Below are 25,013 nucleotides of genomic sequence, written 5' to 3'. Positions count from 1 at the left end.
CTATGCGTCGAGCACCTGGTTGTGCGGCGTGGACTCGCTGCTCCGAGGGGTGGAGTCCTCGACCGGGCGCGGTCCCACTGGATCGGGTGTGGGCGCCTTGGCAGGCTCGGCTCGAGGACGCTTTTCCTGGTCATCCTCGAGGCGAATCTCCTCTTCCAAGCTGTTACGCAGATCGTTCGACGCGCGCTTGAACTCCGACAGGCCGCGCCCCAGCGATTTCCCCAGCTCCGGCAGCTTTCGCGGACCGAAGACGATCAGCGCGATCACGAAGATAATGATGAGCTCCGGTACCCCAAGTGGCCCAAATCCCATGCCCTGGCTCCTTGACTAAGCGTAGCTGACACCCTCGAGCGGCCGGGCCGGGCAACGCCCGGAACCCTCCGGACAAGCCAGACCCCGATGATTCGTGGCCCAGGCGGGCAACTGGCGGGGGCGACACCCTCGCGTGCGCGTGGGTGCACGAGAATGCATACGTCTCGTGGGATGATCGACCCGATCCCCCCACAACCTCACCTCATGATTATAGGGGCAAAGGGATAAAGAGGCCAAGGGATCAAGGGCAACGGGTCGAAGGGCCTAAGGGTGAGGGCGAAGCTTCCTCGTCCTCCTCCGCGGGGCCTCGAGGCGCCGCGCTACGTGCGCGCCCCGAAGAACCACCCCTTGCCCCCTTTATCCCTTGACCCCTTTATCCCTTTGTTGCTCCCTGCCCGTGTGTCTGCTACCCTGCAATTTATGTCCCGCGTCAGGTCCTTGTCGATCGCCCTCGGCGCTGTCGTCCTGTCGGCCGTGCTTGGGGGCGCGGTCGGCCGCAGCGCTCTCGCCACCAATGATCCGGTCGCGGAGCGCTACAAGATATTTACGGCGGCCCTCGCCGCAGTCGAGAACAACTACGCCGGCGACATCGAATCGGATCGCCTCGTCTACAGCTCCATAGGCGGGATGCTCCAGAAGCTGGACCCCCATTCCAGCTTCCTGAGCCCGCGCGTATACGCACAACTGCGCGAGCGGCAGGAGGGACGCTATTACGGTCTCGGGATAAGCATTCTCACGGTGGACGGTGACGTGACCGTGACGAACATCTTCGAGGGGACGCCTGCGTACAAGAGCGGCCTGCGTCGCGGCGACATCATCGCGGAGATCGAGGATGCCGACACCAAGGGCTGGACCAACGACGATGCGGTCAAGGTCTTGCGTGGAGAGAAGGGCTCGAAGGTAAGGCTCGGGATCCAGCGGCGCGGCTACGAGCAGTTGATTCGGATCGTCGTGGCTCGCGACGAGATCCACATCCCCACGATCCGCGGCTCCTTCATGGTCGACAGCACGACGGGGTACGTCCGCGTCGGCGACTTTTCCGAAACGACCGATCACGACCTCGGCGCGGCCATCGACAAGCTGGAAGGCGAGGGCATGCAGCGGTTGATCCTCGACCTTCGAGACAATCCTGGTGGTCCGCTCGATCAAGCCATCAAGGTTGCCGATCGCTTCCTGCCGAGCGGACAGTTGGTCGTCTACACGCGCGGGCGGACGCGCAACTCCGATTCGGACTATACCGCGATGGATGCGGAGGATCTCGACGCTGCGCCCGTCGTCGTGCTGGTCAACCGCAACTCCGCGAGCGCATCCGAAATCGTGGCTGGCGCGCTGCAGGACCACGATCGCGCGCTCGTCGTGGGTGAGACCACCTTTGGCAAGGCGCTGGTGCAGTCGATCTTCCGCGTGAGCGAGGGTGCGGGACTAGCGCTCACAACAGCGCGGTACTACACGCCGAGTGGACGTTTGATCCAGCGGCCGTGGGATGGCAGCTTCGACGAATACCTCACGCACACCCTGCGTGACGATATTCGTCAGGAGAAAAAGGATCCGGCAGAGCTCCGCTACACCGATGCCGGGCGGAAGGTCTACGGCGGTGGAGGGATCGAGCCAGATCGTTACTTGGCCGGTCCCCTCGAAGGCTTCAACCCCACGCGGTTCGGCCGGATGCTGAACGCGCGGCAGCTGTTTGTCGACTACGCCGAGAAATTCTCACCCGAAGGGGATACGCGCGTCAGCGCCGTCGCCCGTGGGCGCAAAACGCTTGCGCGCGATTTCGTCGTCGACGACGCGATGGTCGAGGACTTCCGGACGTTTCTTCAGAGCAAGAAGGTCAAGATCGACGAGGCGGCATTCACCAAAGATCTCGAGTTCATCAAAGCGATGATTCATTTCGAGATCGACGTCGACCTCTTTGGCATCGATCAGGCGCAGCGCAATCTCATCGCCCGCGACCCGCAGGCGCAGCTCGCGCTCAGCCTGTTCCCCGAGGCGGTTCAGCTCACCCGCCTCCCCAAGAACACCACCCGCGCGGGACAGCAGGACGGAAGGTAGGGACGCGTCGCCCGGGCGTCCGTCGCACGGTCATGGTAGGGGCGCCTCGCCGAGGCGCTCGCCTCCCTGCCCCTTATCTAGTGTCCACTTTTCGAGTTGCCCCAACCAGTAGCGCCTGCTAAACTTTCACGGGACCCACAGCCCAGTGTGCTAGCCCAGTGTGCTAGCTCAGCGCGCTCGCCGGTGTGGGCCGCCCGTTGCGACCGACCCATGCGCCTCCAACGCCTCAAGCTGACCGGCTTCAAGAGTTTTCCGGACGCGGCCGACCTGCATTTCGACCGTGGCGTGACCGCCATTGTCGGCCCGAACGGCTGCGGCAAGAGCAACGTCGTCGATGCCATTACGTGGGTGCTCGGCGAGCAGAGCGCCAGGAGCCTGCGCGGCGAGCGCATGGAGGACGTCATCTTTGCCGGCAGCGACGCTCGACGACCCACGGGCGCCGCCGAGGTCAAGCTCCGCCTGAGCGGCGTGCCAACCCGCGTCCCGGCCGCCAACGGCCAGAACGGCACGAGCGTCGAGTCCACGCCACACGACCATGTGGCGCCGCAGGGCGATGTGCGTACGGTGGCTGTGGCTACTATTGAAGCCGACGGGAACGGACACTCGGACGTCCTGCGCGATGTTGAGATCTCCCGCCGACTCTACCGATCCGGTGAGAGCGAGTATCTGATCGACGGGCACGTCGTGCGGCTGCGGGACGTTCAAGACCTCCTGATGGACTCAGGCCTGGGCGTCAAGGCCTACGCGGTGATCGAACAAGGAAAGATTGGCCAGATCCTCAGCGCCAAGCCCCTCGAGCGACGACAGCTGATCGAAGAAGCCGCTGGCATTACGAAGTACAAGTCACGACGCCGAGCCGCTGAGCTGAAGCTCGACGCCGCTCAGCAGAATCTCGTCCGTGTCGAGGACATCATTTACGAGCTCGAGAAGCAGCGCGGCGCGCTCAAGCGCCAGGCCGCGAAAGCGAGACGCTATCGCCGCTTGCGCGAAGAGCTCCGCTACTGGGAAAAGATACTGTTTGCGGCGCGTTACCGCGTGCTCCAAGAGAGCGTCGCGAGCGCACATCAGCGTCTTGCAGAAGCTCGCGAGCGTGAGACCGGCGCTGCGGCTCGCGTGGCGCAGCTCGAAGCGGAGCTCGAGCGCTTGCGGCTGGATCTCACACAGGCCGATGAGCACGCGAGCCACGCGCGAACGCGGGCGCACCAGCAGGAGATCGAGAACGAGCGCCGGCAGCAGCAGCTCGAGTTCGACCGCCAGCAGGTCGACTCGCTGCAGACGCTTGGCACGACCTTGCGGGCGGAGCTCGCAACGCTCGACGCGCGACGTGAGCCTGCGCGGCAGGAGATCGAGACGCGTCGATCGGCCGGGAGCGAAGCAGACGGAGAGCGCGATCGTGCGGCAGAGCGTCTCGCGGTGGCTGATGCGGAGGTCGCAGTCGCACGCCAGGAGATCGACAATTCGGAGTCGGTCGTCGAGCAGGCGCGCCATGATGTGTACGCTGGTCTTCATTCCATGAACGCCCTGCGTCACGCGATCGAGCATGCGGCGACGCAGCAGGAGCGTATCTCGGGTGAGCTGGCCCGGCTCGAGGTCGAGGCGTCGGACCTGGCGGCGGAGCACGAACGGGTGACGCGTGAACAGACGACGGCCGCCGCGGAGCTCGCCGCGGCACGCGATACCCTGGCGTCGACCGAGCGCGCGCGCCTCGCCCAGGAGGAGGAGCTCGAGCATCTGCGCGCTGACTACGAGGAGCAGACCCAGCAAGCGCGCGCGAAAGAAAAGGAGATCTCAGGGCTCGAGGCTCGACTGCGCTCGCTCGAGGAGCTCAACGAAGCGCGCGCAGCTTACAGCGACGCGGCGCGCTTCATTCTGGCCGAGGAGCATCCGGAGATTCCTCACGCCGGCTCTGTTGCCGACTACGTTGATGTGGATAGCCGGTACGAGACGGCCGTAGAAGCTGCGCTGGGCGATCTGCTGCAGTGCATCATCGTGCCCCGGCACGCCGATGCACTGGCCGCGTTGGCTCTCGTCCGCGAGCGCGGGTTGGGTCGGTGCGGTGTGCTCGTTGCCGACGGAGCACCACGCGCTGTACCGGCTCCGCTCGAGGGTCGGATCGGTGACATCGTCCCGCTCGCCGGCGTCCTGCAAATCACGGGCGCGCACGCCAACTTGATTCGCCACGCAACCGGCGAGGTCTGGGTGGCCGAAGGCTTCGAGCGTGCGGTGCAAGCGTCGCTGCAGCTCGGTGGGGTTGTGGTGACTCTCGCCGGAGAGCTCGTGCGTGGTGGCTATCTGGTGACCGGTGGCGGGCGCGTCGAAAGCCGCGGCATCCTGGGCACGCGCCGCGAGATCAAGGAGCTCGGAGACCGTCTTCAAACGGAGCAGGCGCTCATCACGAAGCTCGGTGACGACGTCACCACACTTGCCGCTCGAGTTGCCGACGGCGAGAAGTCCCTTGCCGCCCTGACGGCCGATGCCCACGCGAGGGAGAAGGAGATCCTCGGCCTCGAACATCGCGTCGCGCGTGCCGTGGAGGACGCCGAGCGCGTGAGCCGGCGCCAGGAGCTCATCGAGAACGAGCGCCGCCGGGCTGACGAAGAACGTGGGTCGCTTGGTGCGCGTCAGCGAGAATCACAGCAATCGATTGCCGATCTCGAGACGAGCCAGCGAGCCTTGGACACGGCGCTCGCCGCTGGACAACAACGGACCTATGACGCGCGAGAGCGGATGTCGGCGCTGCTGACCAACGCCGCCGAAGCCAAGGCGGCCCATGCGGCGATGGTCGAGCGGGCATCTGCGCTCGCCACCGAGATTCGGCGATTGGAAGAGGCGTCGGCCGAGCTCGAAGCGCGGATTGCCGGACGCCGGCAAGAGCTGGACTCGGCCGAGCGTCGGAGCGATGAGCTCGCCCAGCGCATCAGCGAAACGCGACAGCAGCTCGACGCGGATCTCGCGGCGTTCGACGGTCTGCTGCAGGATGTGCGGGCAGCCGACGCACGGGTGGTCGAGATCCAGTCCAATTTCCAGTCGCACGAAGCATCAGTGCGCGGAGCGCGCCATGAGCTCGACAACGTGCGTGCGGAAGTGAGCCGGATCGACGTCGAGCGCGCCACCGCGGAGGCGGATCTGGCGCACTTGGCGGCGGCATGCGACGAGGCGCTGCAGATGACGCTCGACGCCGTCGCGGCCGAGGCCGACCTGCTGGCGGCGCAGGGTGCACCACAGGAGGCGGTGGCGGAACCAGCGCCCGAAGAGGAGCAGGAGGAGGAGGAGGAGGAGGAGAGCGAAGACGGGTTGGGAGCGTCCGGCGCCGAAGGTGCCACCGATGGCGCTTCCTCGTCGAGCTCGGACGCCGTTGACGCGGAAGCGGCGCGTGCCGCGTCGAACGACGAGGCGGCGTCCGGGCCGGTAAGCGCCGAGGAGCAGATCGCTCGTCTCAAGCGGAAGATCGCAGCGCTTGGTCCGGTGAACATGATCGCGATCGAACAGTTCGAGGAGCTCGAGACGCGCCACACCTTCCTCACCAATCAGCGTCAGGATCTCGTCGATGCCATTGCGCAGACCGGCGAGGCCATCCGACGCATCGACAAGACCACACGGGAGCGGTTTCACGACGCCTTCGTCGCGATCAACCGTAATTTCGAGGAGACGTTTCGAACGTTGTTTGGGGGCGGGCAGTCGGGCCTCATCCTCAACGACGAAGAGAACGTCCTCGAGAGCGGTATCGATATCGTCGCGCAGCCGCCAGGCAAGCGGCTCCAGAACGTGCAGCTCCTCTCGGGCGGGGAAAAGGCACTCACCGCCATGGCCCTGATGTTCGCCATCTTCACCTACCGGCCGAGTCCCTTCTGCTTGCTGGACGAGATCGATGCCCCGCTCGACGATGCGAATATCGGGCGTTTCATCGAGATGTTGCGCGGCATGCAGGAGCGCACACAGTTCATCCTCGTCACCCACAACCGCAAGACCATGGAGATCGCCGATCGGCTGTACGGGGTCACGATGGAGGAGCCTGGCGTCTCCAAGCTCATCTCACTGAGATTGAACTAGCCAGTGCGACTGTTTTGTTGTGAACGAGGACAAGGGCACGCGGTATCACCGAGCACGCCGGCGGTTGACTGTGCTCGAAGTGGTATTGGTGGGCGCGGCGCTGCTGCTCGTCGTCCTGTCTGGCGTCTCGTCGCCCGCCCGTGATGCGCTGTTCGGCCTCGGTGTTGCGCTCGACTTGCCGGACCGATGGCGCGAGCCCTTCGTCCTGCTGTTGTTTGCCATTGGGCTGGCGCTGCTGTTGGAGCTCGTCGCGCTGCCCTGGTATTTCCTGCGTAGCTTCGTGCTCGAGCGCAGCTACGGCCTCACGTCGGAATCTCTCGACACGTGGCTGCGGGATCACCTGAAGGCGTCCGGGGTTGCTCTGGTCGTCGGCCTTGCCGCGGTCGAGGTGCTGTTCTGGATTGCCCGTGAATCTCCGCGGTGGTGGTGGGCGTGGGCAACCCTCGGCACTTTCGTTCTCTCGGTCCTGATCGTGGCGCTGGCACCGGTCCTGCTGTTACCGCTCTTCTATCGGGTCCGGCCGCTCGACCGGCGCTCTCTGCGAGAGCGCCTGCTCGCGCTGGCGGTGCGCGCAGGCCGACCGGCACTGGATGTCTACGAGTGGAAGGTCGGCGAGCGCACGCGCAAAGCCAATGCGGCATTAGCGGGCCTCGGTCGAACGCGCCGGATTCTTTTGTCGGACACGCTGCTCGAGCGCTACTCAGAGGATGAGATCGAGGTGGTGCTCGCGCACGAGCTGTCCCATCATGTACACGCCGATGTGTGGCGAGGTCTCGCGTTCGACGCCGCGCTTGCCGCTGTCATGTGGGGAACCGTGCAGGTGGCCGTTTGGGGGCTCGGGCCGTTGCTCGGACTGCGTGGCACGGCGGATGTGGCGGCGCTGCCGTTCATGCTACTCGTCGGCGGCGCGACCTCGCTTGTGCTCCAGCCGCTCGCGTATGCTCAGTCGCGCGCGGCGGAACGTCGCGCCGATCACTATGCGCTCGCGTTGACGCGTCGACCAGAGGCGCTCATTTCTGCATTGCGCCGCCTCGGCCAACAGAACCTCGCGGAAGAGCAAGCGTCTCGCCTTGTCGAGGTGGCCTTCCTCACGCATCCACCACTGGGGGAACGAATCGCTGCCGTGCGCCGGTGGAAAGGCTGAAGAGGTTCGAGGTTACCGTCGAGGCATTGCCGCGAACGTCTTTTCGATGTTCTCGAGCAGTCGCGCTGTGGAGCGCACGCCGGCTTCGAGATAGCGCTCCCCCAGCTCGGAGGTTGCCTGCCGTGCATCGCCCCATGTACCGGATTTCGTTGCCCTATAGACCGAGCCGGGCGATGTGAAGAAGAACGCCGTATGCACAGCACCCGTGTTGGCGACCGTGTACTCCGGAAATGGCGGGAACTCGGCGTTTGCACGCTCCATGTCGACCAGATCGGCGTTGATCCGAAGCACAGCGCCGGTCTCTGCGGCGTTGGCGTGCATCCCATTCTTCAGGCCTAAGAACTCCGCTGATTCCTCGGGCGTGAACCCATCCCAGTAGTTGGCCGGAAACGCTCTGACGTCCTCCGGCAGCTTCTCGGCCGCGCTCGCGCACGCATACGCGATTGGGTATGTGTTGTCATAGTGGCCATTGAGGAACACGAGGCGCTTGAAGCCCATGCGTGCGAACGCCACACAGAGGTCCTCGACGAGGGCCATGAACGTTGAAATGCGGATATCGACGACGCCGACGAAGCCGCGGTGCGGATACGACAGCGCATAGTTGATCGGCGGCGCCACTACTGCCCCTACCTGTGGCGCCACGCGCCGCGCGACTTCCTGCGGAATCAGCACGTCGGTCAGCAAGGGACCATGGGGGCCATGCTGCTCGGTCGCACCGGTTGGAATGATGACCGTGTGGTGCTCTTTCAGGAACGCCTCGATCTCGAGGTTGGTCATCTCGCCTAGGAAGACGGTAGTTGGCTTCATCGGGTGTAAGGGGTTAAGGGATCTAGGGATCTAGGGATCTAGGGATCTAGGGATCTAGGGATCAAGCCTTGATCCCTTGACCCCTAGGTCCCTTTTACTTCCTCACCGGCTGTTTGGTGCCCGGGCCGTGCGGTTTTTCATCTGGACGATCGCGCTGGTGTGCCGGCTGCGCGGCAGCAGCCTCCGGTTCCGCGGGCTGCTGTTCTTGTAGCAAGGCCTTGCGGCTCAGGCGTATCTTTCCAGACTGATCGACGTTGATCACCTTGACGAGCACCTGGTCGCCTTCGTTGAGCTCGTCCCGGACGTCTTTGACGCGATGCAGTGCGATTTCGGAGACGTGGAGCAGTCCGTCCGTGCCTGGCAGAATCTCGATGAACGCACCAAAGTCCGCGATGCGCACGACCTTGCCGAGATACGTCTTGTGCAGCTCCGGGACCGCCGTGAGCCCCTCGATCATCGCGATGGCCTTGGCGGCGGACTCGCCGTCGAGCGACGCCACGTTGACGCGGCCGTCGTCCTCGACGTCGATTTTGACGCCCGTCTTCTCGATGATGCCGCGGATCGTCTTCCCGCCGGGACCAATGACGTCGCGAATGCGATCGACGGGGATCTTGATCGAGACAATGCGGGGAGCGAAGCCGGAGATGCTTGCGCGAGGCTCGCGCATGGCTTCGCCCATCTTCTCCAAGATGAACAACCGGCCTTCACGGGCCTGCTCGAGGGCCTGCCGCATGATGTCGACCGTGATGCCGGAGACCTTGATGTCCATCTGGAGAGCCGTGATGCCCGCCTCGGTCCCCGCCACCTTGAAGTCCATGTCGCCGTAGTGGTCCTCGGCGCCCGCAATGTCGCTGAGCACGGCGAACTTGCCGCTCTGTTCCTCCAGGATGAGGCCCATCGCCACGCCCGCGACCGGCTCCTTCAGGGGCACCCCGGCGTCCATGAGCGCCAATGAGCCGCCACAGACACTCGCCATCGACGAGGAGCCATTGCTCTCGAGGATGTCGGAGACCACACGGATGGTGTACGGGAAGGCGTCCTCTTCCGGAATAATCGGCTGCAGGGCGCGCTCTGCCAGCGCGCCGTGGCCGATCTCGCGCCGGCCAGGGCCTCGCAAAAACGCCACCTCGCCGACCGAGAACGGTGGGAAGTTGTAGTGGAGCATGAAGCGCTTGTAGGTTTCACCGTCGACGAGCTCCACCTTCTGCTGGTCTTCGCCCGTGCCGAGCGTCACCGTGACGAGCGCCTGGGTCTCGCCGCGCGTGAACACCGCCGAGCCGTGAGCGCGCGGCAGCACGCTCACCTCCGACCATATCGAGCGAATCTCATTGAAGGCGCGGCCGTCCAGGCGCCGTCCGCGCTCGAGGATCTCCTCGCGCAGCACTTTCTCCTGCAGCTCCTTGAAGATGTGCTTCGCTTCGACACGCCGCTCCACTTCACCGTCCGGTAGCGAGGCGATGAGGTCCTCGAGCACCTGATCGACCCGCTCGTAGCTTTCGAGCTTGCCATGCACGCGCATGGCCTCGCTCAAGGGCACGCGGATTTTTTCTTCCACCTCGCGGTAGAAGTCGTGCGCGTGCTCCTTGGCCGGCGACGCCAGCTTGGGGCGGCCGGCCTCGCGGGCCAGGTCGTCGATCGCCGCCACGATCTCCTTGATCGCCGTGTGGCCCGCGTCGATGGCGGCCATCATCTCTGCTTCCGTCGACTCGCGTGCGCCTGCCTCGACCATCGAAATGGCGTCCGCGCTCCCCGCGATGACCAAGTCCAGCTTGCTGCGGCGCCGCTGCTCGTAGGTCGGGTTGATCACGTACTCCGCGTCGACCAGCCCCACCCGAACCGCAACAACGGTCTTCAGGAACGGAATGTCCGACAGCGCGAGCGCCGCACCGGCGCCGGTGATCGCGAGCACATCCGAGTCGTTTTCCGTATCGGCCGACAGCACGAGCGCGATGACCTGAGTTTCGTACCTCCAACCGGATGGGAAGAGCGGCCGAATCGGACGATCGATCAACCGGCTCGAAAGGATCTCCTTCTCGGTCGGCTTGCCTTCTCGCTTGAAGAAGCCGCCAGGGATGCGCCCGGATGCATACGTATACTCGCGGTAGTCGACCGTGAGCGGCAAAAAATCGATCCCCTCCCTCATCGTCGAGCCATGGCACGCGGTCACCAGGACCATCGTGTCGCCAAAGCGCACGACGACAGAGCCGTCGGCTTGCTTGGCGAGCTTGCCGGTCTCGAGCGAGAGGCGGGTACGCCCGATAGCAATTTCTCGTGTGTGCATACGTCCTTACTTGCGGAGATTCAACCGCCGGATGATCTCCGCGTAGCGCTCCGGATTTCTCTTCTTCAGGTAGTCGAGAAGCCGGCGCCGCTGGCCAACCAACATCAAGAGCCCGCGGCGCGAGTGGTGATCCTTCGGGTGCGTCTTGAAGTGCTCCGTGAGGTAGTTGATGCGATCACTCAGAATGGCGACCTGAACCTCAGGCGAGCCGGTGTCCGTGGTATGCGTGCGGAAATCTGTGATGAGATCTGTCTTGCGTTCTTTCGTTAGCGCCACCTTGTCCTCCGCGAACGGCCCAGTTGTCACGCTCGAGCGCCCGAACCAAGCCGCCGTCAGTGTGGAACCTAGCCCTGTGAAAGGCCGGGGTGCCGAGCCGAATGTGGCCGGCATATGGAAACCACTTATTCTAGACCAGCACGACGGTCGGGCGCAAAAGGCTTACGTCGTCAGCTCCGAGTGCCGCTTGGGTCGCCAGTGCCAGGAGCCGGCCGTCGGGCGCCACGAGGCGAATTGGCTCATCCTTGCCAAATGGCGGGCTGAGCCACCGAACCTCGCCGCTGGTAATCGCTTGGCCATGCCGGATCCGCTCGACCCCTGTCTCGGTGAGCTGTGCGCCCGGGTAGTCGCCGAGCAGTCCGTCCAGCGGCACCAGCCGCGCCGCAGCCCTGGTCATCCCCCCCTCGAGCAGCTCCGCCAGCGAGATCGCCTGCGCGACCCTGAACTCCCCGTTGGCCGTCCGCCGAAGGCTCTCCAGGTGCGCGCCAACACCGAGTGCTGCGCCGAGGTCCTGGGCCAGCGACCGCACGTAGCATCCCGCAGAGCAGCTAATGTCCAGCGTGACCAGCCCACCCTCCACCGAGACCAGCTGGCACGCGTAGACTGTAACCATCACCGGCGCTGGGGCGACCGCGGCCTGCCGGCGTGCCAGTGTGTAAGCGCGCACGCCGCCAATCTTCTTCGCCGAGAACGGCGGCGGCGCCTGCTCCAAGCGGCCGCGGAACCGCGCCAGCACCGGCTCGATGGCATTCGGGGCGATCGCTTCTACGACCGCCTTGGGCGCACGCTCGCCCGCGGGCACGCCGGTCACGTCATACGTGTCGGTGGCAACGCCCAGGCGTACTCCTGCCACGTAGCGCTTGGTCGACGCCGTCAGGAAGCGTGAGAGACGGGTCGCCCGACCGAGGACGAGCGCGAGCACGCCCGTGGCGAACGGGTCGAGCGTGCCGGTGTGGCCCACGCGCCTCTGGCCGACAGCACGCCGAACGGCCGCCACCACATCGTGTGACGTCGGCCCGGCAGGCTTGTCGACGACCAGCACACCGTCGAGCATGGACCAAGGACCCCGACTTACTTAACGAGATCGGCCAGAAGCGGTCGCAGCCGTGCGCGCACGACGTCGCTCGGCTCCTGAACGGTAAAGCCGGCTGCGTTGCGGTGGCCGCCACCACCGAACCGGCGCGCCACACTCTGTACGTCGACGTCGTACTTCGAGCGAAGGCTCACGCGCGTGCCGTCGGCGTCGTCTGTCCGCAACAGCACGACGACCTGCACATCCTTTGCCGACAACGGGACGTTGATGAGACCTTCGGTGTCATGCGAGCTGGCCTTGGCGCTGTCGAGCAGTGCGCGATCGAGCGAGAGTAGCGCCACGCGGTTGTCCGCGACCAGTTCCATCTGATCGAGCAGCGCACCGAGTAGCTTGAGGCGTCCGACGTTGCTGCTATCGTACACCGTGCGCGCAATCTGCGCGGCATCGATGCCGGCCGCCGCGGCACGACGGCAATAGTCGAAGGTTCGCTCCGTAATGTGCGAGTGCCGGAAGCCGCCCGTGTCAGTGAGAATTGCGATATACAGGTGCGTCGCAATCTCGGGCGTCCAGCTCACGCCGAGCGCATCAATGAGGGCGGCAACGAGCTCCCCGCACGCCGAGGCGCTCTCATCGAGCCAGTTGATGGCGCCATATCCAGCGTTTCCCACATGGTGATCGATATTGATCGCGAAGTAACGGTCGAGACCCGTCAGGCCAGTCCTATCCAAGCTACTGCACTCGAGGACAACCAGGGCATCGAAGTCACCCTCAGCCTTGGACGCGACCTCGATGTCGCGCACGCCCGGGAACTCCAACAGATAAGGTGGTGGGTCGTCTTTGTTGACGATGTGCACCTGCTTGCCCGCGGCACGCAAAGCAAAGGCCAGCGCGAGCTGCGACCCGATGGCATCACCGTCCGGACGTGCGTGTGACGTGAGCAGGAACCGCTGCCGCGCGAGCACGGCATCACGAATGACCTGAAGAGGGGACGCGCTATTCGGCCTTGTCGTCATCGTCACTGTCGGTCGGTCGCGCGGCCCGCTCGGCGGCAATCTCTTGTAGAAGCTGCTCGACGCGCTCCTGCTGTTCGAGCGCCTCGTCGTAGTGAAAAAGCAACTCTGGCGTGTGGCGAAGCTGCAGACGCATCGCCAGCGCGCGGCGCAGAAAGGGTGCCGCGCGCTCCAACCCGCGAGACGTGTCGCGGCGCTGTACCGTCTCAGGCGTCGTATAGTGCACGTGCGCGGCCTGCAGATCCGGCGTCACACGCACGCGTGTCACCGTCAGGAAGCCCAGCCGAGGATCCTTCGCTTCGTACTCGAGCAGCGACCGAAGCTCCTCACGAATCTGATCGGCAACACGTTCAGCGCGCATCTTACGTTCGCTCGCTCACGAAGGGATCGAGGGGTCAAGGGATCAAGGGGCAAGATAGCAGCTCGATGGTCAGGAGAGCGACGATCGATGGCATTCCGCCGTTTGGAGGGTGCCAACGCTAGCACTGGCTGGTCAGACCGTCGCTGCGATCTGCTCGACCGTGAACACCTCGATCACGTCGCCCTCCTTCAAGTCATGGAAGCGCTCGAACGAGATGCCACACTCGAGCCCCGCCTTCACTTCGCCCACATCATCCTTGAAGCGCTTCAGAGAGCCGAGCTTGCCTTCATAGACGACCACGTTGTCGCGGAGGAGCCGCGCCTCACCAGAGCGGAGGATGCGTCCGTCGACGACCATGCAACCGGCGACCGTCCCAACCTTCGGCACGCGGAAGAGCTGCCGCACCTCCGCCGAGCCGAGCTTGACCTCGCGGTAGGTGGGCTCCAGCAGCCCCGCCATCGCCTTCTTGATCTCGTCGGTGATGTTGTAGATGACCGAGTGCAGGCGAACGTCCACGCCGGTGCGCTCTGCCTCCTCGACTGCGGCACGATCGGGACGCACGTTGAAGCCAATCACGATGGCGTTCGACGCGGAAGCAAGCTGGATATCGGACCGATTGATGGCGCCGACACCGGCATGCATGACGCGCACGTTGACGCGCTCGTCACCGAGCTTCGTAAGCGTGTCGGCGAGCACTTCGGCGGAGCCCTGCACATCCGCCTTGATGATCAGCGCGAGCTCCTTGACCTCGCCCTGTTCGATCTGCTGCTGCAGTGTCTCGAGCGTCACGCGGCGAGAGCGCGCCTCGAGCGACTTCTGCCGCGCAATCTGTTGGCGGTAGACGGTGATCTGTCGCGCCTTGGCGGCGTCGGCGACCTGCTGGAACGTATCACCAGGTTGCGGCACATCGCCAAGGCCGAGCACCTCGACCGGCGTCGCTGGACCTGCGTCCTTCACGTGCCGGCCCCGGTCGTCGATGAGCGCACGGACCTTGCCTACGGCAGTGCCGGCGATGACCGTGTCACCCACGCGCAACGTGCCTTCCTGCACCAGGACGGTGGCCACGGGCCCGCGCCCGCGATCGAGCTTGGCTTCTAGCACGGTGCCGGTGGCGGAGCGGCTTGGAGTGGCTTTCAGCTCGAGCAGGTCGGACACGAGCAGGATCATCTCGAGCAGCAGCTCCAGATTTTGCTGCTTCAGGGCCGAGACTGGCACCATGACCGTTTGGCCACCCCAGTCCTCCGGCATCAAGCCGAGGTCGGCGAGCTCTCGCTTGACCCGGTCTGGGTTCGCATCCGGCTTGTCCACCTTGTTGACGGCGACGAGGATCGGCACGCCCGCCGCGCGCGCATGATCGATGGCTTCGCGTGTTTGCGGCATCACGCCGTCGTCGGCGGCCACCACCAGGACGACCACGTCGGTCACCTTTGCGCCGCGCGCGCGCATCATCGTGAACGCCTCGTGACCTGGCGTGTCGAGAAAGACGACCTTGCGATTGTTGATGCCAATCTGGTACGCGCCGATGTGCTGCGTGATGCCACCGGCTTCGCGCTGCGCGACGCGCGTCTCACGGATCGCGTCGAGCAGTGTGGTCTTGCCGTGGTCGACATGACCCATCACAGTGACGACCGGGGCACGCGTCGAGAGATCCTCCGGACGGACGTGCTCCGATTCCGCTTGCAGCATCTCTTCCTCGAAGGTTTGCATCATCACGTCGGCGCCGAACTCCCGTGCAATCGTGGTCGCCGTTTGCGTGTCGAGCGTCGTGTTGATCGTCACGACGATACGGCGCTCGAGCAGACGCTTGAGGACGTCCTTCACCTTGACCTCGAGCTTGTCCGCGAGGTCCTTGACCGTCATGCCTTCCGCAAGCGTGACCGTCCGCGTAATGGGCGGTGGGGCAGCAGGCGCTGCTGGGGCCGCCGGACGCGAGGTGTGTCGACTCCGCATCCGTCCGCCACTCGGTCGCGGCCGCCCATAGTTCGGCGTGTGACGCACCGGCGGCGGCGCCGGTCGCGCCGTGGGCTGATAGCTCGGGCGCGCCGCGGACAGCGGAGAGCGGATGGGCTGTGATGGGAGTGGTCGTGGACCACCCGGGAGCGGCCGTGTCGCGGGAGGCGGCGCCGGTCCTCGGGCGGCTGCCGGCTGGCCGGGCGTCGCGCGTGCCGGGGCCGCTGGCGGGATCGGTCGCGGCTGCGCGGCCGGATCCTCGACCCGGAGCCGAATGCTTGGCGGTACAACACGGCCGGTGCGTGGCGGCACGACGGCGTGCCGCGGCTGAGGCGGCGGAGCTGCTGCAGGTCTCGGTCCGGCACCAGAAGGTGGCGCTGGCGGTGGTGTCGGCGCCGTCGGCTTTGCGGCGGCGGGCGGGGCTGACGGCACGGCTGCTCCCGCCTCGGCCGGCTGGTCGCGCTCGGGCGCTGCTGCTGACGCACGCGCCTCTGGTCCGACCTCTTCTGGCTTCGGCGCCTGCCGTAGCGTCGGCGCAGGCGCTTCGGCCTCACCTGCCCCGACAGGCTGCCCAGCCCGCTTGGCGCGAGCGTGCGGGGTTGGCGCTGTTGTGGCTTCAGCCAGCAGCTCAGTCGGCGGTACGGGCGTCCCGGGCTCCTCGAACCGCAGCGTCGGCTCACGCGGCTTCGTGACGCGCGGCACGGCCGCCGCTGAAGGCGGCTCGATGTCTGCCTGGTCGACGAACTGTGTCGGCGTCTCTTCCAGCTCTGCCTCCACAAGGCCACCCTCTTCCGTCTCGAGGGCAGCCGCCGGTTTGGCGGTCTTCACCAAGCGCGGCGGTCCGAGCTTCGGGGCGGAAGGCGGCGGCTCGGCCGTCCGGCCCGCTTTCTTGCCCTTGGGTGCGCCCGTCTCGACGAACATCTGGGTGGGGCTCGGCAGCGCAATGCTCCGCTGGCGGGCGAGCCGCTCCACGAACTGGCGCGCGACCACCTCTTCGATCGTGCTCGAAGCGCTCTTCACCTCGATGCCGTGGTTCCGCCGCAGCAGATCCATGACTTCCTGGCTCGTCGTGCCGAGCAACTCCGCGACTTTGTAGATCCGAACAGTTGACAAGGTTGCCTCAACCGCGATTCGATTGGTCTTCTTCGTTGCCTTTGGCCGCCGACGCGACGGCTTCCTCCTCGGAAGGCGCCGGCGTCTCGCCACCTTCTTCGGCTTCCGGCATCCCTTCCGTTGTTGCCTCGGCCAGTTGGTCCCGATTGGGCGCCTCGGCCGGTTCAATCGAGCCCACCTCAACCGGCTCGACACCTTCCTCGCCGGCTCCCTCGGCCGCTGGTTCGGCCGCCGGTTCAACGGACGACTCAGCCGCAGTCGCCGCTTCCTCCGCGACGACGTCAGCTGCAGCCTCCGTGGACTCGAGCGCGAGGCCCTCGAACTGCGCTTCGACCTCCTTGCGCTTCTCTTCCTCGCTCTTGATGTCGATCTTCCAGCCGGTGAGCTTGGCGGCGAGCCGCACGTTCTGGCCCTTCTTGCCGATCGCGAGCGACAGCTGCTTGTCCTCGACGACGACCTCCATGACCTTCTCGGCCTCATCGACGATGGTGACGCGCTGCACTCTCGCAGGACTGATCGCGTTGGTCACGAACTCGATTGGCTCTTCCGACCACTCGACGATGTCGATCTTCTCGCCGCGCAGCTCGCGGATGATCGCCTGCACGCGCGTGCCTTTCATGCCGACGCACGCGCCGACCGGATCGACGTCACGCTCTCTCGAGTACACCGCGACCTTGGCGCGGTCGCCCGCCTCGCGGACGGCGCCGCGGATCATGACCGTGCCGTCGTAGATCTCGGGCACTTCCTGCTCGAACAGCTTCACCAAGAGGGCTGGGTCCGTCCGCGAGAGCACCACTTGCGGGCCCTTGACGTTCTTGTTGACGCTCTTGATGACCGCGCGAACCCGATCGCCGACGCTATAGTTCTCGGCCCGCGACTGCTCGCGTCGCGGCAAGGTGGCCTCGACGCGGCCGATCTCCACGACGATGTCGCCGCTCTCGAAGCGCTTGACACTCGCCGTCACGACCTCACCGACGCGCTGGCTGTACTCCTCGTAGATGTTCTCTCGCTCGGCCTCGCGGACCTTTTGAAAAATGACCTGCTTGGCGGTCTGCGCGGCGATTCGGCCAAGCGGCTCCTTCGACTTCGGGAACTCGATTTCGTCCCCGACCTCGATCGCGCTCGCATACTCTTCTCCGTACAGCTCGCGATACATCCGCTGCGCTTCATCCAACGCAATCTCGGTGAGCTCACCCGTCACCGACTCGACCACTTCCTTGACGGCGAAGAGGTCGACGTCACCCGTGTCCGGATTGAGACGCGCCTTCAGGTTCTCGCCCGTCTTGTACGCCTTGCGCGATGCGGTGGCAACCGCTTCCTCGATGGCACTGATCACGAGCTCCGGATCGATGCCCTTCTCCTTGGCGAGCGACTCGATGGTCTGCAACAGTGGGTTGCTCATAGCACTTCAGCAGGCTCGGGCGGGTCCGGCAGGCATAAAGGCCTGCGCTACGCTGCCCCGCATCGAGCCTCGGTCAAAACTCTACTTCCAGCCTGGCGCGCGACACCATGTGCAACGGGATGTGTACCACGCGTCCGCGCCGCACCTCCACCAGGGCCACGTCGTCTTCGACACCATGCAAGCGGCCCTCGAGGTGCTTCTGTCCGTCGATCCCCTCGGGCACGACGAGCTTCACCTGGCGTCCCGTGAAGCGACGGTAATCGTCAGGGTCCCGGAGGGGCCGATCCAGCCCCGGCGACGACACTTCAAGGGTGTATGCCGCATCCAGCAGGGGAAGCGCGTCCTCGACATGGAGCAGCGTGCCAAGGTCTTCGCTCACCCGCTGGCACTCGTCGAGGCTGATGCCGCTTCCCAGGGGCTCGACTAGAACCGCACCCGAGTCGTCACGCGCCACGGGGCGATCGAGAATCACGCGCAGGAGCCAGCCGCCCGCCTCACGCTTGAGCTCGACGTCGAAGATGTCCAAGTCGTGCGACCGGGCGACGCGTTCCGCCATTCCCCGGATACGCTCGACCCGCGGGTCGACTGTCATGTGACCAAGGAACGAAGGCGAGGCTCGATGCAACAGGTAAGTATAACAAGACGATTGAGCGAGGTCTACCACGTGCCGATTCGGGATCCGGTGCTTCGGACCCTCGCCCGCGCGCCTCACGGACTCAACCGATACAGCATCCTCGGGAACGGTATCGTCTCGCGCACGTGCTCCAGCCCGCAGATCCAGGCCACGACACGCTCCACGCCCATGCCGAAGCCGCCGTGCGGCACCGAGCCCCAGCGCCGGAGGTCGAGGTACCACTCGAACGCCTCAGGTGGGAGCTGATGCGCCTTGATGCGCTCCAGCAGGAGGTCGTAGTCGGCCAGCCGCTCACCACCCCCGACGATCTCTCCATATCCTTCAGGTGCCAGCACATCCACACCCAGCGCGATGTCCGGACGCTCGGGGTCCGGCTTCATGTAGAACGCCTTCACCGCCGCCGGGAACCGGTGCACCATGACTGGGCGGTCGAACTGCGCGGAGAGGACGGTTTCGTCGGTCCCGCCGAAGTCGCCGCCCCAGTTGACCTGCTGGCCCGATGCTCGCAACCGCTCGATTGCCTCGTCATAGGTAATCCGCGGAAACGGGGCTTTGACCTGCTCCAGGCGGCGCGTGTCGCGCTCGAGTGTCCGCAGCTCTGGCTGGCGCGTCTCCAGCACACGCTCGACGACCGAGACCACAAGCCCCTCCGCCAGGCTCATGACATCGTCCAGGGTCGCGTACGCCATCTCGGGCTCGACCATCCAGAACTCTGTGAGGTGCCTCCGCGTCTTCGACTTCTCTGCGCGGAACGTCGGACCGAAACAGTACGTCCGGCCAAGCGCCAGCGCCGTAGCCTCGTTGTAGAGCTGTCCGCTCTGCGTGAGGTATGCCGTGTTGTCCTCGAAGTACTGAACCGGGAATAGCGTCGTCGTGCCCTCGCACGCCGCCGGCGTGAAGATGGGCGCGTCGGCCAGGATGAACCCCTCGCGATTGAAGAAGTCGCGAACGGCGTTGACCACCTCGTGGCGCACGCGCAAGATCGCGTGCTGCCGCTGCGACCGTATCCAGAGATGGCGCCGGTCGAGCAGGTACTCGACGCCGTGCTCCTTCGGTGAGATCGGGAAATCCCTAGCCTCGCTCACGACCTGGAGATCGCGCACGTCAATCTCATAGCCGCCAGGGGCGCGCGCGTCGGCGCGCACATGTCCCGCGACGATGACGGCGCTCTCCTGGCCGAGGTGGCCCGCGTCCCGAAACGCCTCGTCACCCACGGCCGCTTTGGACATCACTGCTTGGACGAATCCGGTACCATCGCGGACGACGAGGAAGTGGATCTTGCCGCTCGAGCGGCGATTGTGGAGCCAGCCACGGATCGTGACGTCCTGGCCTTCGTGCCGCGCGATATCTTGGATGTAAGCGATTGGCATAGTTGGAGTGGCGTACCCTTCACCAAGCAATGGTGTATTTTACGCCGCTCCTGCTCATTCTTGGCGCAGCGCGCCCACTAGAGGCCGCTCCACGGGTTCCAGTCGGCCTGGGCTGGGTCGAGCAACGGTTCGAGGCGATGTCGCACGTCTCGCGCCGCATCGAGCGTGACGTTCAGGTCGGCGCTCGCTGCGAGCTCCAGGACGAGTGCGCCGTCGTAGCCGATCTTCTGCAGCGCCGTCGTGGCCGAGGCCCAGTCGATGCCGCCTCGAAATGGCAACAGATGATCGTCGCGCGTGCCGCCGTTGTCGTGCACGTGCGTCGTCAGAAGGTGCCCCGAACACGCCTCGATACCGTCGACGACATCGCCCATCAGGAACGCGTGTCCGAAATCAAAGCAGAGGCCTGCGCCAGGAATCTCGAGCTCTTCGTCGACGAGGCGAACCAGGGCATCGGGCGTCGATAGCGCATTGGGGATCACTTCGAGCGCCAGGTGCACGCCGCGTGGAGCGGCAAGCGCCTGCAGCTCCTCGAGGCTCCGCCGCACCGCGTCATGCCGGTTGTCGTCTGGCGTCGCGTACTGATCTGGCACCCCGACGTGAACGACGAGATAACCGTACGGAATCTCATCCGCAATGGCGAGCGCGCGGGCCGCTTCCTGAACGGCCGTCGTGCGCCGGCTGGCGTCCGACGCGCCAATCGAGAACGGCTCGCCCCACACGCTGTTGCGGAGCTCATTCGTGATTGGTGCGTGGACACTGTGCAGGGCCAAGCCGGTCTCGCTGAGCCACGCACGAAGCGCTTGCACCGCGCCCGGGTCGTGGTAGTCGAAGTGGCTCCGCAAGGCAAAGAGCTCGACGCGCGTGAAGGCTGACTCCGCCAGCGCATCGAGGTGCCGACGACTCAGACGCTCCGGATACACGATGTGGGTAGACAGACCGAATTCCACGCGTATCGCCAAGCTTAAGGGAAAAGGGGCAAAGGGATAAAGGGATAAGGGATAAAGGGATAAGGGATAAAGGGGCAAGGGATCGAGGGACGCCGGGAATCAACGGCGCAGCTCTGGCAGATGTTCGGCGAGTATGTCGTGCAGCCGGCCGAAGCGCCGCCGGTTGCGGAACAGATTGTCCCGAACGTAGCGCAGCGTGCGCGGGATGTATTGGATGTAGACGGGATTCGCGCGGGCCGTCGTCTGATAGCCGAACGTGCCGAGCGCCTTCAGGTTGCGCTGGAGCGCCATCATATCGAAGCGCGCACGGAACTCGTCGACGCGGTTCGCCTGGCCGATGAGCGGGAGGAAATACGCGATCAGGTCGTTCACGGTCGCATCCTGCACGTCCACGTACGAGTCGCGGAGCAGCGACACCAAGTCATAGGTGTTGGGCCCCATCCGCGCGTCCTGGAAATCAATCACGTAGAGACGTTCACGGTGGAGCATGAGGTTGCGACTGTGGTAGTCCCGGTGACAGAGCACATGGGGCTCTGACGCCACCTGCTCGACGATGAGAGCGAATTCTTCGCTGAGCGCGGCGCGCGTGGTCTCGTGGAGCGCGGCGCCGCGATAGGCGATGAGAAAGTGCTTCATGAAGAACTGGAGCTCCCATGTCAGCTTGTCGATGTCGAAGGCCACCGTGTAGGGCGTGTAACGCGGCGACGCGAGCTCGGCGCCACACCGCTGGAGCGTGGCAATGAGCCGCACCGCCTCGCGGTACAGCGCCGCGTGATCCGACGATGGCGCCGCACCCAGATGCGCCTGCAACGTGACGTCGCCCAGGTCCTCCAGGACGAGAATGCCGAGATCCTGCGCACAGTCGAGCACCTCCGGGATGGGGATCGGCATCTCGCCGAGGAGCTGCGTCACATTGAGGAACGAGAGCCGCTCCGCGTCGAAGCTGGAGGGATAGAGCGCGATGACCACCGGCGTCTCCGACGGTATCAAGAGACGGAAGTACCGTCGATCGGACGCATCGCTGGTGAGCCTCACGACTCGACCGCCGCGTCCAGCGCGATCGAGATAGGCCTGCACACGTTGCTCGCCTTCGGTGATCATCAATCCGTCGGGACGCCTCGGCGAGGCGGCCTACCTCAATTCCACAATCGCCAGCTCGCCGTCGACGCGTGCCTTCGCGTCTTCGGGGCAGTCGCCGCGGCGCATAAGGATACTCGACTCGTATCGTGATCCCGCCGGGACGTCGACGCGATCGGTCACGATGCAGCGCGTGAGCTCGCAGGCGGGCCCCACAGAGACGGCGTCCCACACAATGGTGTCGACGACAGACGCGCTCGGCGCCACGCGACTCCCGCGTCCGATGAGCGCGAGTCGGCCGCCTTCGGCTCCGGCCAGCTCTAGAGACGTGTCGAGGTAATCGGTGCTGGTGCCAGTGTCGAGGAACGTCGCACCGCTGACGAATCCTCGAACAGCGCTCGGCTGCTCGCTCAAGAGTGTTGGATAGAGGTCGCGGACGGATTCGACAGCCGCGTCAGCTGGCAGTGACGCGAAAAGCGCGCGCGCGACGACCTGGACGCCAATGAAATGCCAGACCTGTGGCGAATCCAGGCCGACGTGAGCCTCGCCGCGGCGTCGAAAACCGGTGACGGCACCGTCGGGTGAGAGCACGACCCCACCGTATCTGCCTGGTGCGGGAAACGGCGCGAGCGCCAACGTCACCTTGGCACCAGACCGCACATGGGCGTCCCAAACCGCGCGGACATCCAGGTCCGTGAGGCTGTCGCCGTTGACGATCAGAAGATGCTCCGCATCGAGCAGCGGCACGGCACGACTGACGCCGCCGGCGGACCCAAGCAGGCGCGGCTCCCACGAGTAGCGAACACGCACGCCGCTGTCGCTTCCATCGCCCACGATCGCGGCGACCGTCTCGGGGCGATGATGCAGATTCAGAACGACGTCTCGAATCCCGTGTGCCCGCAGCCGTGCCAGGATGCGGCAGATGAGCGGCACACCCGCGACCGGCAGCGCCGCCTTCGCCCTCAGGTGTGAGAGTGGATGCAGGCGAGAACCGACGCCCGCCGTCAGCACCATCGTGGGTGGCGGCCAGACTGTCACGGTTGAAACAACATGTCCGGACCGCGGAGGCCGAGCGCTTCGCGGTGTGCCCGGAACAGCGTGAGGTAGGACTCGCGAATGTAGTCCGATTCGGTGCGGCCGAGCGCCGAGGCCGTCGCAGCAATGCCCTCCTCGCTCCCTTCCAGCTCGACGAACACGCCCACGGGCGTCTCGTCGATGGCCACGAGGATGCCTGGCGCGGAGAATTCCTCGCGATACTTCTGGTAACGGACGGAGGGGCTGAAGCCGAGCCGACCGAGCAGCTCGAGCATGGTTGGGCCATCGCCCACAGCGGTTTCGATCTCCTCGCGCACTTTCATCGCGGCAGGCTGAACCGGGCCCTTGAACGTCACGCGGCTCTCTTTCCCATCCCTACGAACTCTCAGCGTGCAACCGCGCTCACCGAGCAGGCGTTCGGAGGTGTCGAGCAATGTATCCTCCTGAAGACGCCTCGCAGCGACGGGCGTGGCCCCGGAGGTGATCACCGCACGCCGAGCCTCGCCTACCGACGGAAAACGCAGCTTGATCTCACGCTCGACGCCCGGACGTGTCATTTTCGCACCGGGACGAACACGCGCTGTCCATCGCGCAGCACGAGCAGTCTGGCCAGACGATCCTGCGGGACCGCTTCCAGTTGCTTGGCGGCATCAGCGGCGTTGGCGACGCGCCGATCGTTGATCTCGATGATCACATCGCCGCGAAGGAGGGCGCCTTCGGCCGCGCTCTGCGGCTCGATATCGGCAATCAACGCTCCACGGGCGACCCGCTGGAGGCGCAATCGGCGAACGAGCTCGGGCGGCACTTCGTCCAGTGTCACGCCGATACCGCCGCTTTCCGGATCGCGAGAGGATGTCGTCTCGCGGCGAGGTTGCCGCTCGTCTTGGTCGTGCCTGAGCTCCCCAATCACCACCTGCATCGTCTGCGGCTTCTGGTGGCGAAGTATCCTCACCGCGACCCGCGCCCCAGGCTGCGCACGCGTCACGAGGTCGACGAGCTCCCCATCGTCCCGTACTTCGCGGCCACCGAACTCGACGATGACGTCGCCCGGTTGGAGGCCGGCCCGGCTCGCCGGACCTTCCGGATCGACGGCGGCGACAAGAGCGCCCACATGGCGCGTCAGGCCAAAGTCCTCGAATCCCACCGACGGCAGCGGGTGAATGCGAATGCCGATCACGCCGCGCGTGACGCGGCCTTCCCGAAGCTGAGGGATGATCTCCCGTATGACATTGATGGGCACGGCAAAGCCGATGCCCAAATTGTTGGCGCGCGCCGTCAGAATGGCGGTGTTCACTCCAACGACCTCGCCGCGGATGTTGAGCATCGGGCCGCCAGAATTGCCAGGGTTGATGGCCGCGTCGGTCTGGAGCGTGTTGACGCGTCGGCCGTCGGCCACATCGAGGGGCCTGCCGAGGCCGCTGATGACGCCGACACTGATGGAGTGTTCGAAGTTGAACGGGTTCCCGATGGCCATCACCCAGTCACCCGGCTGCATCAGATCCGAATCGCCGAAGCGCGCGACCGGCAGCTCGCGGGTGGGGAGCCGCGTGAGCTGAATGAGCGCGCTGTCGGTCAGCGGATCGCGTCCCACGACCTTCGCCGGATAGTAATCATCCGGTGCGCCGCCGAAGAAGCCAATCTCGATACCCAGTGCACCCTCGACGACGTGGTTGTTGGTCAGGATGAAGCCCGCCTTGTCGATGATGAAGCCGGAGCCCGCTCCCTCGACACGCTCGCGCGGCGCGTTGCGGCGCGGGCGGTCGCGCGGTTCGCCGCCAAAGAAGCGGCGGAACATGTCGTCTCCGTCGAAGAGCTCGGTGGAGCCGCGACGCTGGGTCGATTCCGTGCGAATATTCACGACGATGGGGCTGACCGCGCTCGCCACATTGCGAAACGTTTGCGCGTCCACCGGTCCGGTGAGCGGCGCACTGTTCATGGGGGGCGGCGCGGTCGGACCGCTCGCCACCGAATGGGACGCCAGATCGAGACGCGAGGCGAGCACCATGCCGATCGCTGTGGAGGCGACCGCGACGAGCAGCAAATAGAACCACGTCGTTCTGCGAGCCGGCATGATGACTACGCTCCCTAGGCCCAGAACTCACTTGCATTGACATCCGTAGCGCAGGCCTTTAGGCCTGCCTGCCGAGAATTCGCGTCCC

Annotated in this window: 19 protein-coding genes; 3 read left to right on the top strand and 16 right to left on the bottom strand. The window is 65.4% G+C overall.

The features are described 5' to 3' along the window. Positions 1-312 carry a twin-arginine translocase TatA/TatE family subunit gene (gene tatA, locus GEV06_10715; GenBank protein MPZ18368.1) on the bottom strand — a complete coding sequence of 104 codons (312 nt, stop codon included), beginning with the start codon at positions 310-312 and terminating at the stop codon, positions 1-3. A 420-nt stretch (positions 313-732) separates the two neighbouring features. On the opposite strand from tatA, the gene GEV06_10710 reads away from it, so the two are divergent. From GEV06_10710 to GEV06_10700, 3 genes are all read left to right on the top strand, one after another. Next, positions 733-2,364 carry a PDZ domain-containing protein gene (locus GEV06_10710; GenBank protein MPZ18367.1) on the top strand — a complete coding sequence of 544 codons (1,632 nt, stop codon included), beginning with the start codon at positions 733-735 and terminating at the stop codon, positions 2,362-2,364. A 210-nt stretch (positions 2,365-2,574) separates the two neighbouring features. Continuing rightward, positions 2,575-6,414, top strand: coding sequence for a chromosome segregation protein SMC (gene smc / locus GEV06_10705; GenBank protein ID MPZ18366.1), 3,840 nt, complete (start codon positions 2,575-2,577; stop codon positions 6,412-6,414). Positions 6,415-6,433: 19 nt separating this feature from the next. Then, positions 6,434-7,558, top strand: coding sequence for a M48 family metalloprotease (locus GEV06_10700; protein MPZ18365.1), 1,125 nt, complete (start codon positions 6,434-6,436; stop codon positions 7,556-7,558). Positions 7,559-7,570: 12 nt separating this feature from the next. Here the strand turns inward: GEV06_10700 and GEV06_10695 are convergent, their stop codons facing one another. From GEV06_10695 to GEV06_10625, 15 genes are all read right to left on the bottom strand, one after another. Continuing rightward, a complete protein-coding gene (locus tag GEV06_10695) occupies positions 7,571-8,365 on the bottom strand; it encodes a hypothetical protein (GenBank protein MPZ18364.1) in 795 nt (264 codons plus the stop codon). Positions 8,366-8,459: 94 nt separating this feature from the next. After that, entirely contained in the window at positions 8,460-10,646 is a 2,187-nt protein-coding gene (pnp, locus tag GEV06_10690) for a polyribonucleotide nucleotidyltransferase (GenBank protein ID MPZ18363.1), read from the bottom strand. Positions 10,647-10,652: 6 nt separating this feature from the next. After that, a complete protein-coding gene (gene rpsO / locus GEV06_10685) occupies positions 10,653-10,922 on the bottom strand; it encodes a 30S ribosomal protein S15 (GenBank protein ID MPZ18362.1) in 270 nt (89 codons plus the stop codon). A gap of 130 nt (positions 10,923-11,052) precedes the next feature. Then, the gene (gene truB / locus GEV06_10680; protein ID MPZ18361.1) at positions 11,053-11,976 is read right to left on the bottom strand and encodes a tRNA pseudouridine(55) synthase TruB; all 924 of its coding nucleotides are present in this window, start codon (positions 11,974-11,976) and stop codon (positions 11,053-11,055) included. Positions 11,977-11,993: 17 nt separating this feature from the next. Further along, positions 11,994-12,968, bottom strand: coding sequence for a bifunctional oligoribonuclease/PAP phosphatase NrnA (locus GEV06_10675; GenBank protein MPZ18360.1), 975 nt, complete (start codon positions 12,966-12,968; stop codon positions 11,994-11,996). After that, positions 12,949-13,326, bottom strand: coding sequence for a 30S ribosome-binding factor RbfA (gene rbfA / locus GEV06_10670; protein MPZ18359.1), 378 nt, complete (start codon positions 13,324-13,326; stop codon positions 12,949-12,951). The genes GEV06_10675 and rbfA overlap by 20 nt, the downstream gene beginning before the upstream one ends. A 132-nt stretch (positions 13,327-13,458) precedes the next feature. Then, positions 13,459-16,389, bottom strand: a complete 2,931-nt coding sequence (infB, locus tag GEV06_10665; protein ID MPZ18358.1) for a translation initiation factor IF-2 — start codon at positions 16,387-16,389, stop codon at positions 13,459-13,461. A 7-nt stretch (positions 16,390-16,396) separates the two neighbouring features. Then, on the bottom strand, positions 16,397-17,791 hold the full coding sequence (nusA, locus tag GEV06_10660; GenBank protein MPZ18357.1) for a transcription termination/antitermination protein NusA: 1,395 nt from the start codon (positions 17,789-17,791) through the stop codon (positions 16,397-16,399). 73 nt (positions 17,792-17,864) lie between these two features. Beyond that, positions 17,865-18,383, bottom strand: a complete 519-nt coding sequence (locus tag GEV06_10655) for a ribosome maturation factor RimP (GenBank protein ID MPZ18356.1) — start codon at positions 18,381-18,383, stop codon at positions 17,865-17,867. A gap of 116 nt (positions 18,384-18,499) precedes the next feature. Next, entirely contained in the window at positions 18,500-19,795 is a 1,296-nt protein-coding gene (asnS, locus tag GEV06_10650) for an asparagine--tRNA ligase (GenBank protein ID MPZ18355.1), read from the bottom strand. Positions 19,796-19,872: 77 nt separating this feature from the next. Then, complete coding sequence (locus tag GEV06_10645) at positions 19,873-20,820, bottom strand: TIM barrel protein (protein MPZ18354.1); 948 nt, start codon at positions 20,818-20,820, stop codon at positions 19,873-19,875. Positions 20,821-20,841: 21 nt separating this feature from the next. Next, complete coding sequence (locus tag GEV06_10640; protein MPZ18353.1) at positions 20,842-21,843, bottom strand: phosphotransferase; 1,002 nt, start codon at positions 21,841-21,843, stop codon at positions 20,842-20,844. Between the two features lie 30 nt (positions 21,844-21,873). Then, positions 21,874-22,857, bottom strand: a complete 984-nt coding sequence (locus tag GEV06_10635) for an NTP transferase domain-containing protein (GenBank protein ID MPZ18352.1) — start codon at positions 22,855-22,857, stop codon at positions 21,874-21,876. Further along, complete coding sequence (locus GEV06_10630) at positions 22,854-23,411, bottom strand: CYTH domain-containing protein (GenBank protein ID MPZ18351.1); 558 nt, start codon at positions 23,409-23,411, stop codon at positions 22,854-22,856. Before GEV06_10630 ends, GEV06_10635 begins: the two co-directional genes overlap by 4 nt. Next, positions 23,408-24,925: a PDZ domain-containing protein gene (locus GEV06_10625; protein MPZ18350.1), complete on the bottom strand. Its 1,518-nt coding sequence runs from the start codon at positions 24,923-24,925 to the stop codon at positions 23,408-23,410. Before GEV06_10625 ends, GEV06_10630 begins: the two co-directional genes overlap by 4 nt. Positions 24,926-25,013: the final 88 nt, after the last annotated feature.

The sequence above is a fragment of the Luteitalea sp. genome, assembly GCA_009377605.1.
Lineage (GTDB): Bacteria > Acidobacteriota > Vicinamibacteria > Vicinamibacterales > Vicinamibacteraceae > WHTT01.
The sequence above is the reverse complement of the archived record's forward strand: the minus strand, read 5'-3'. Positions and strand labels throughout refer to the sequence as shown.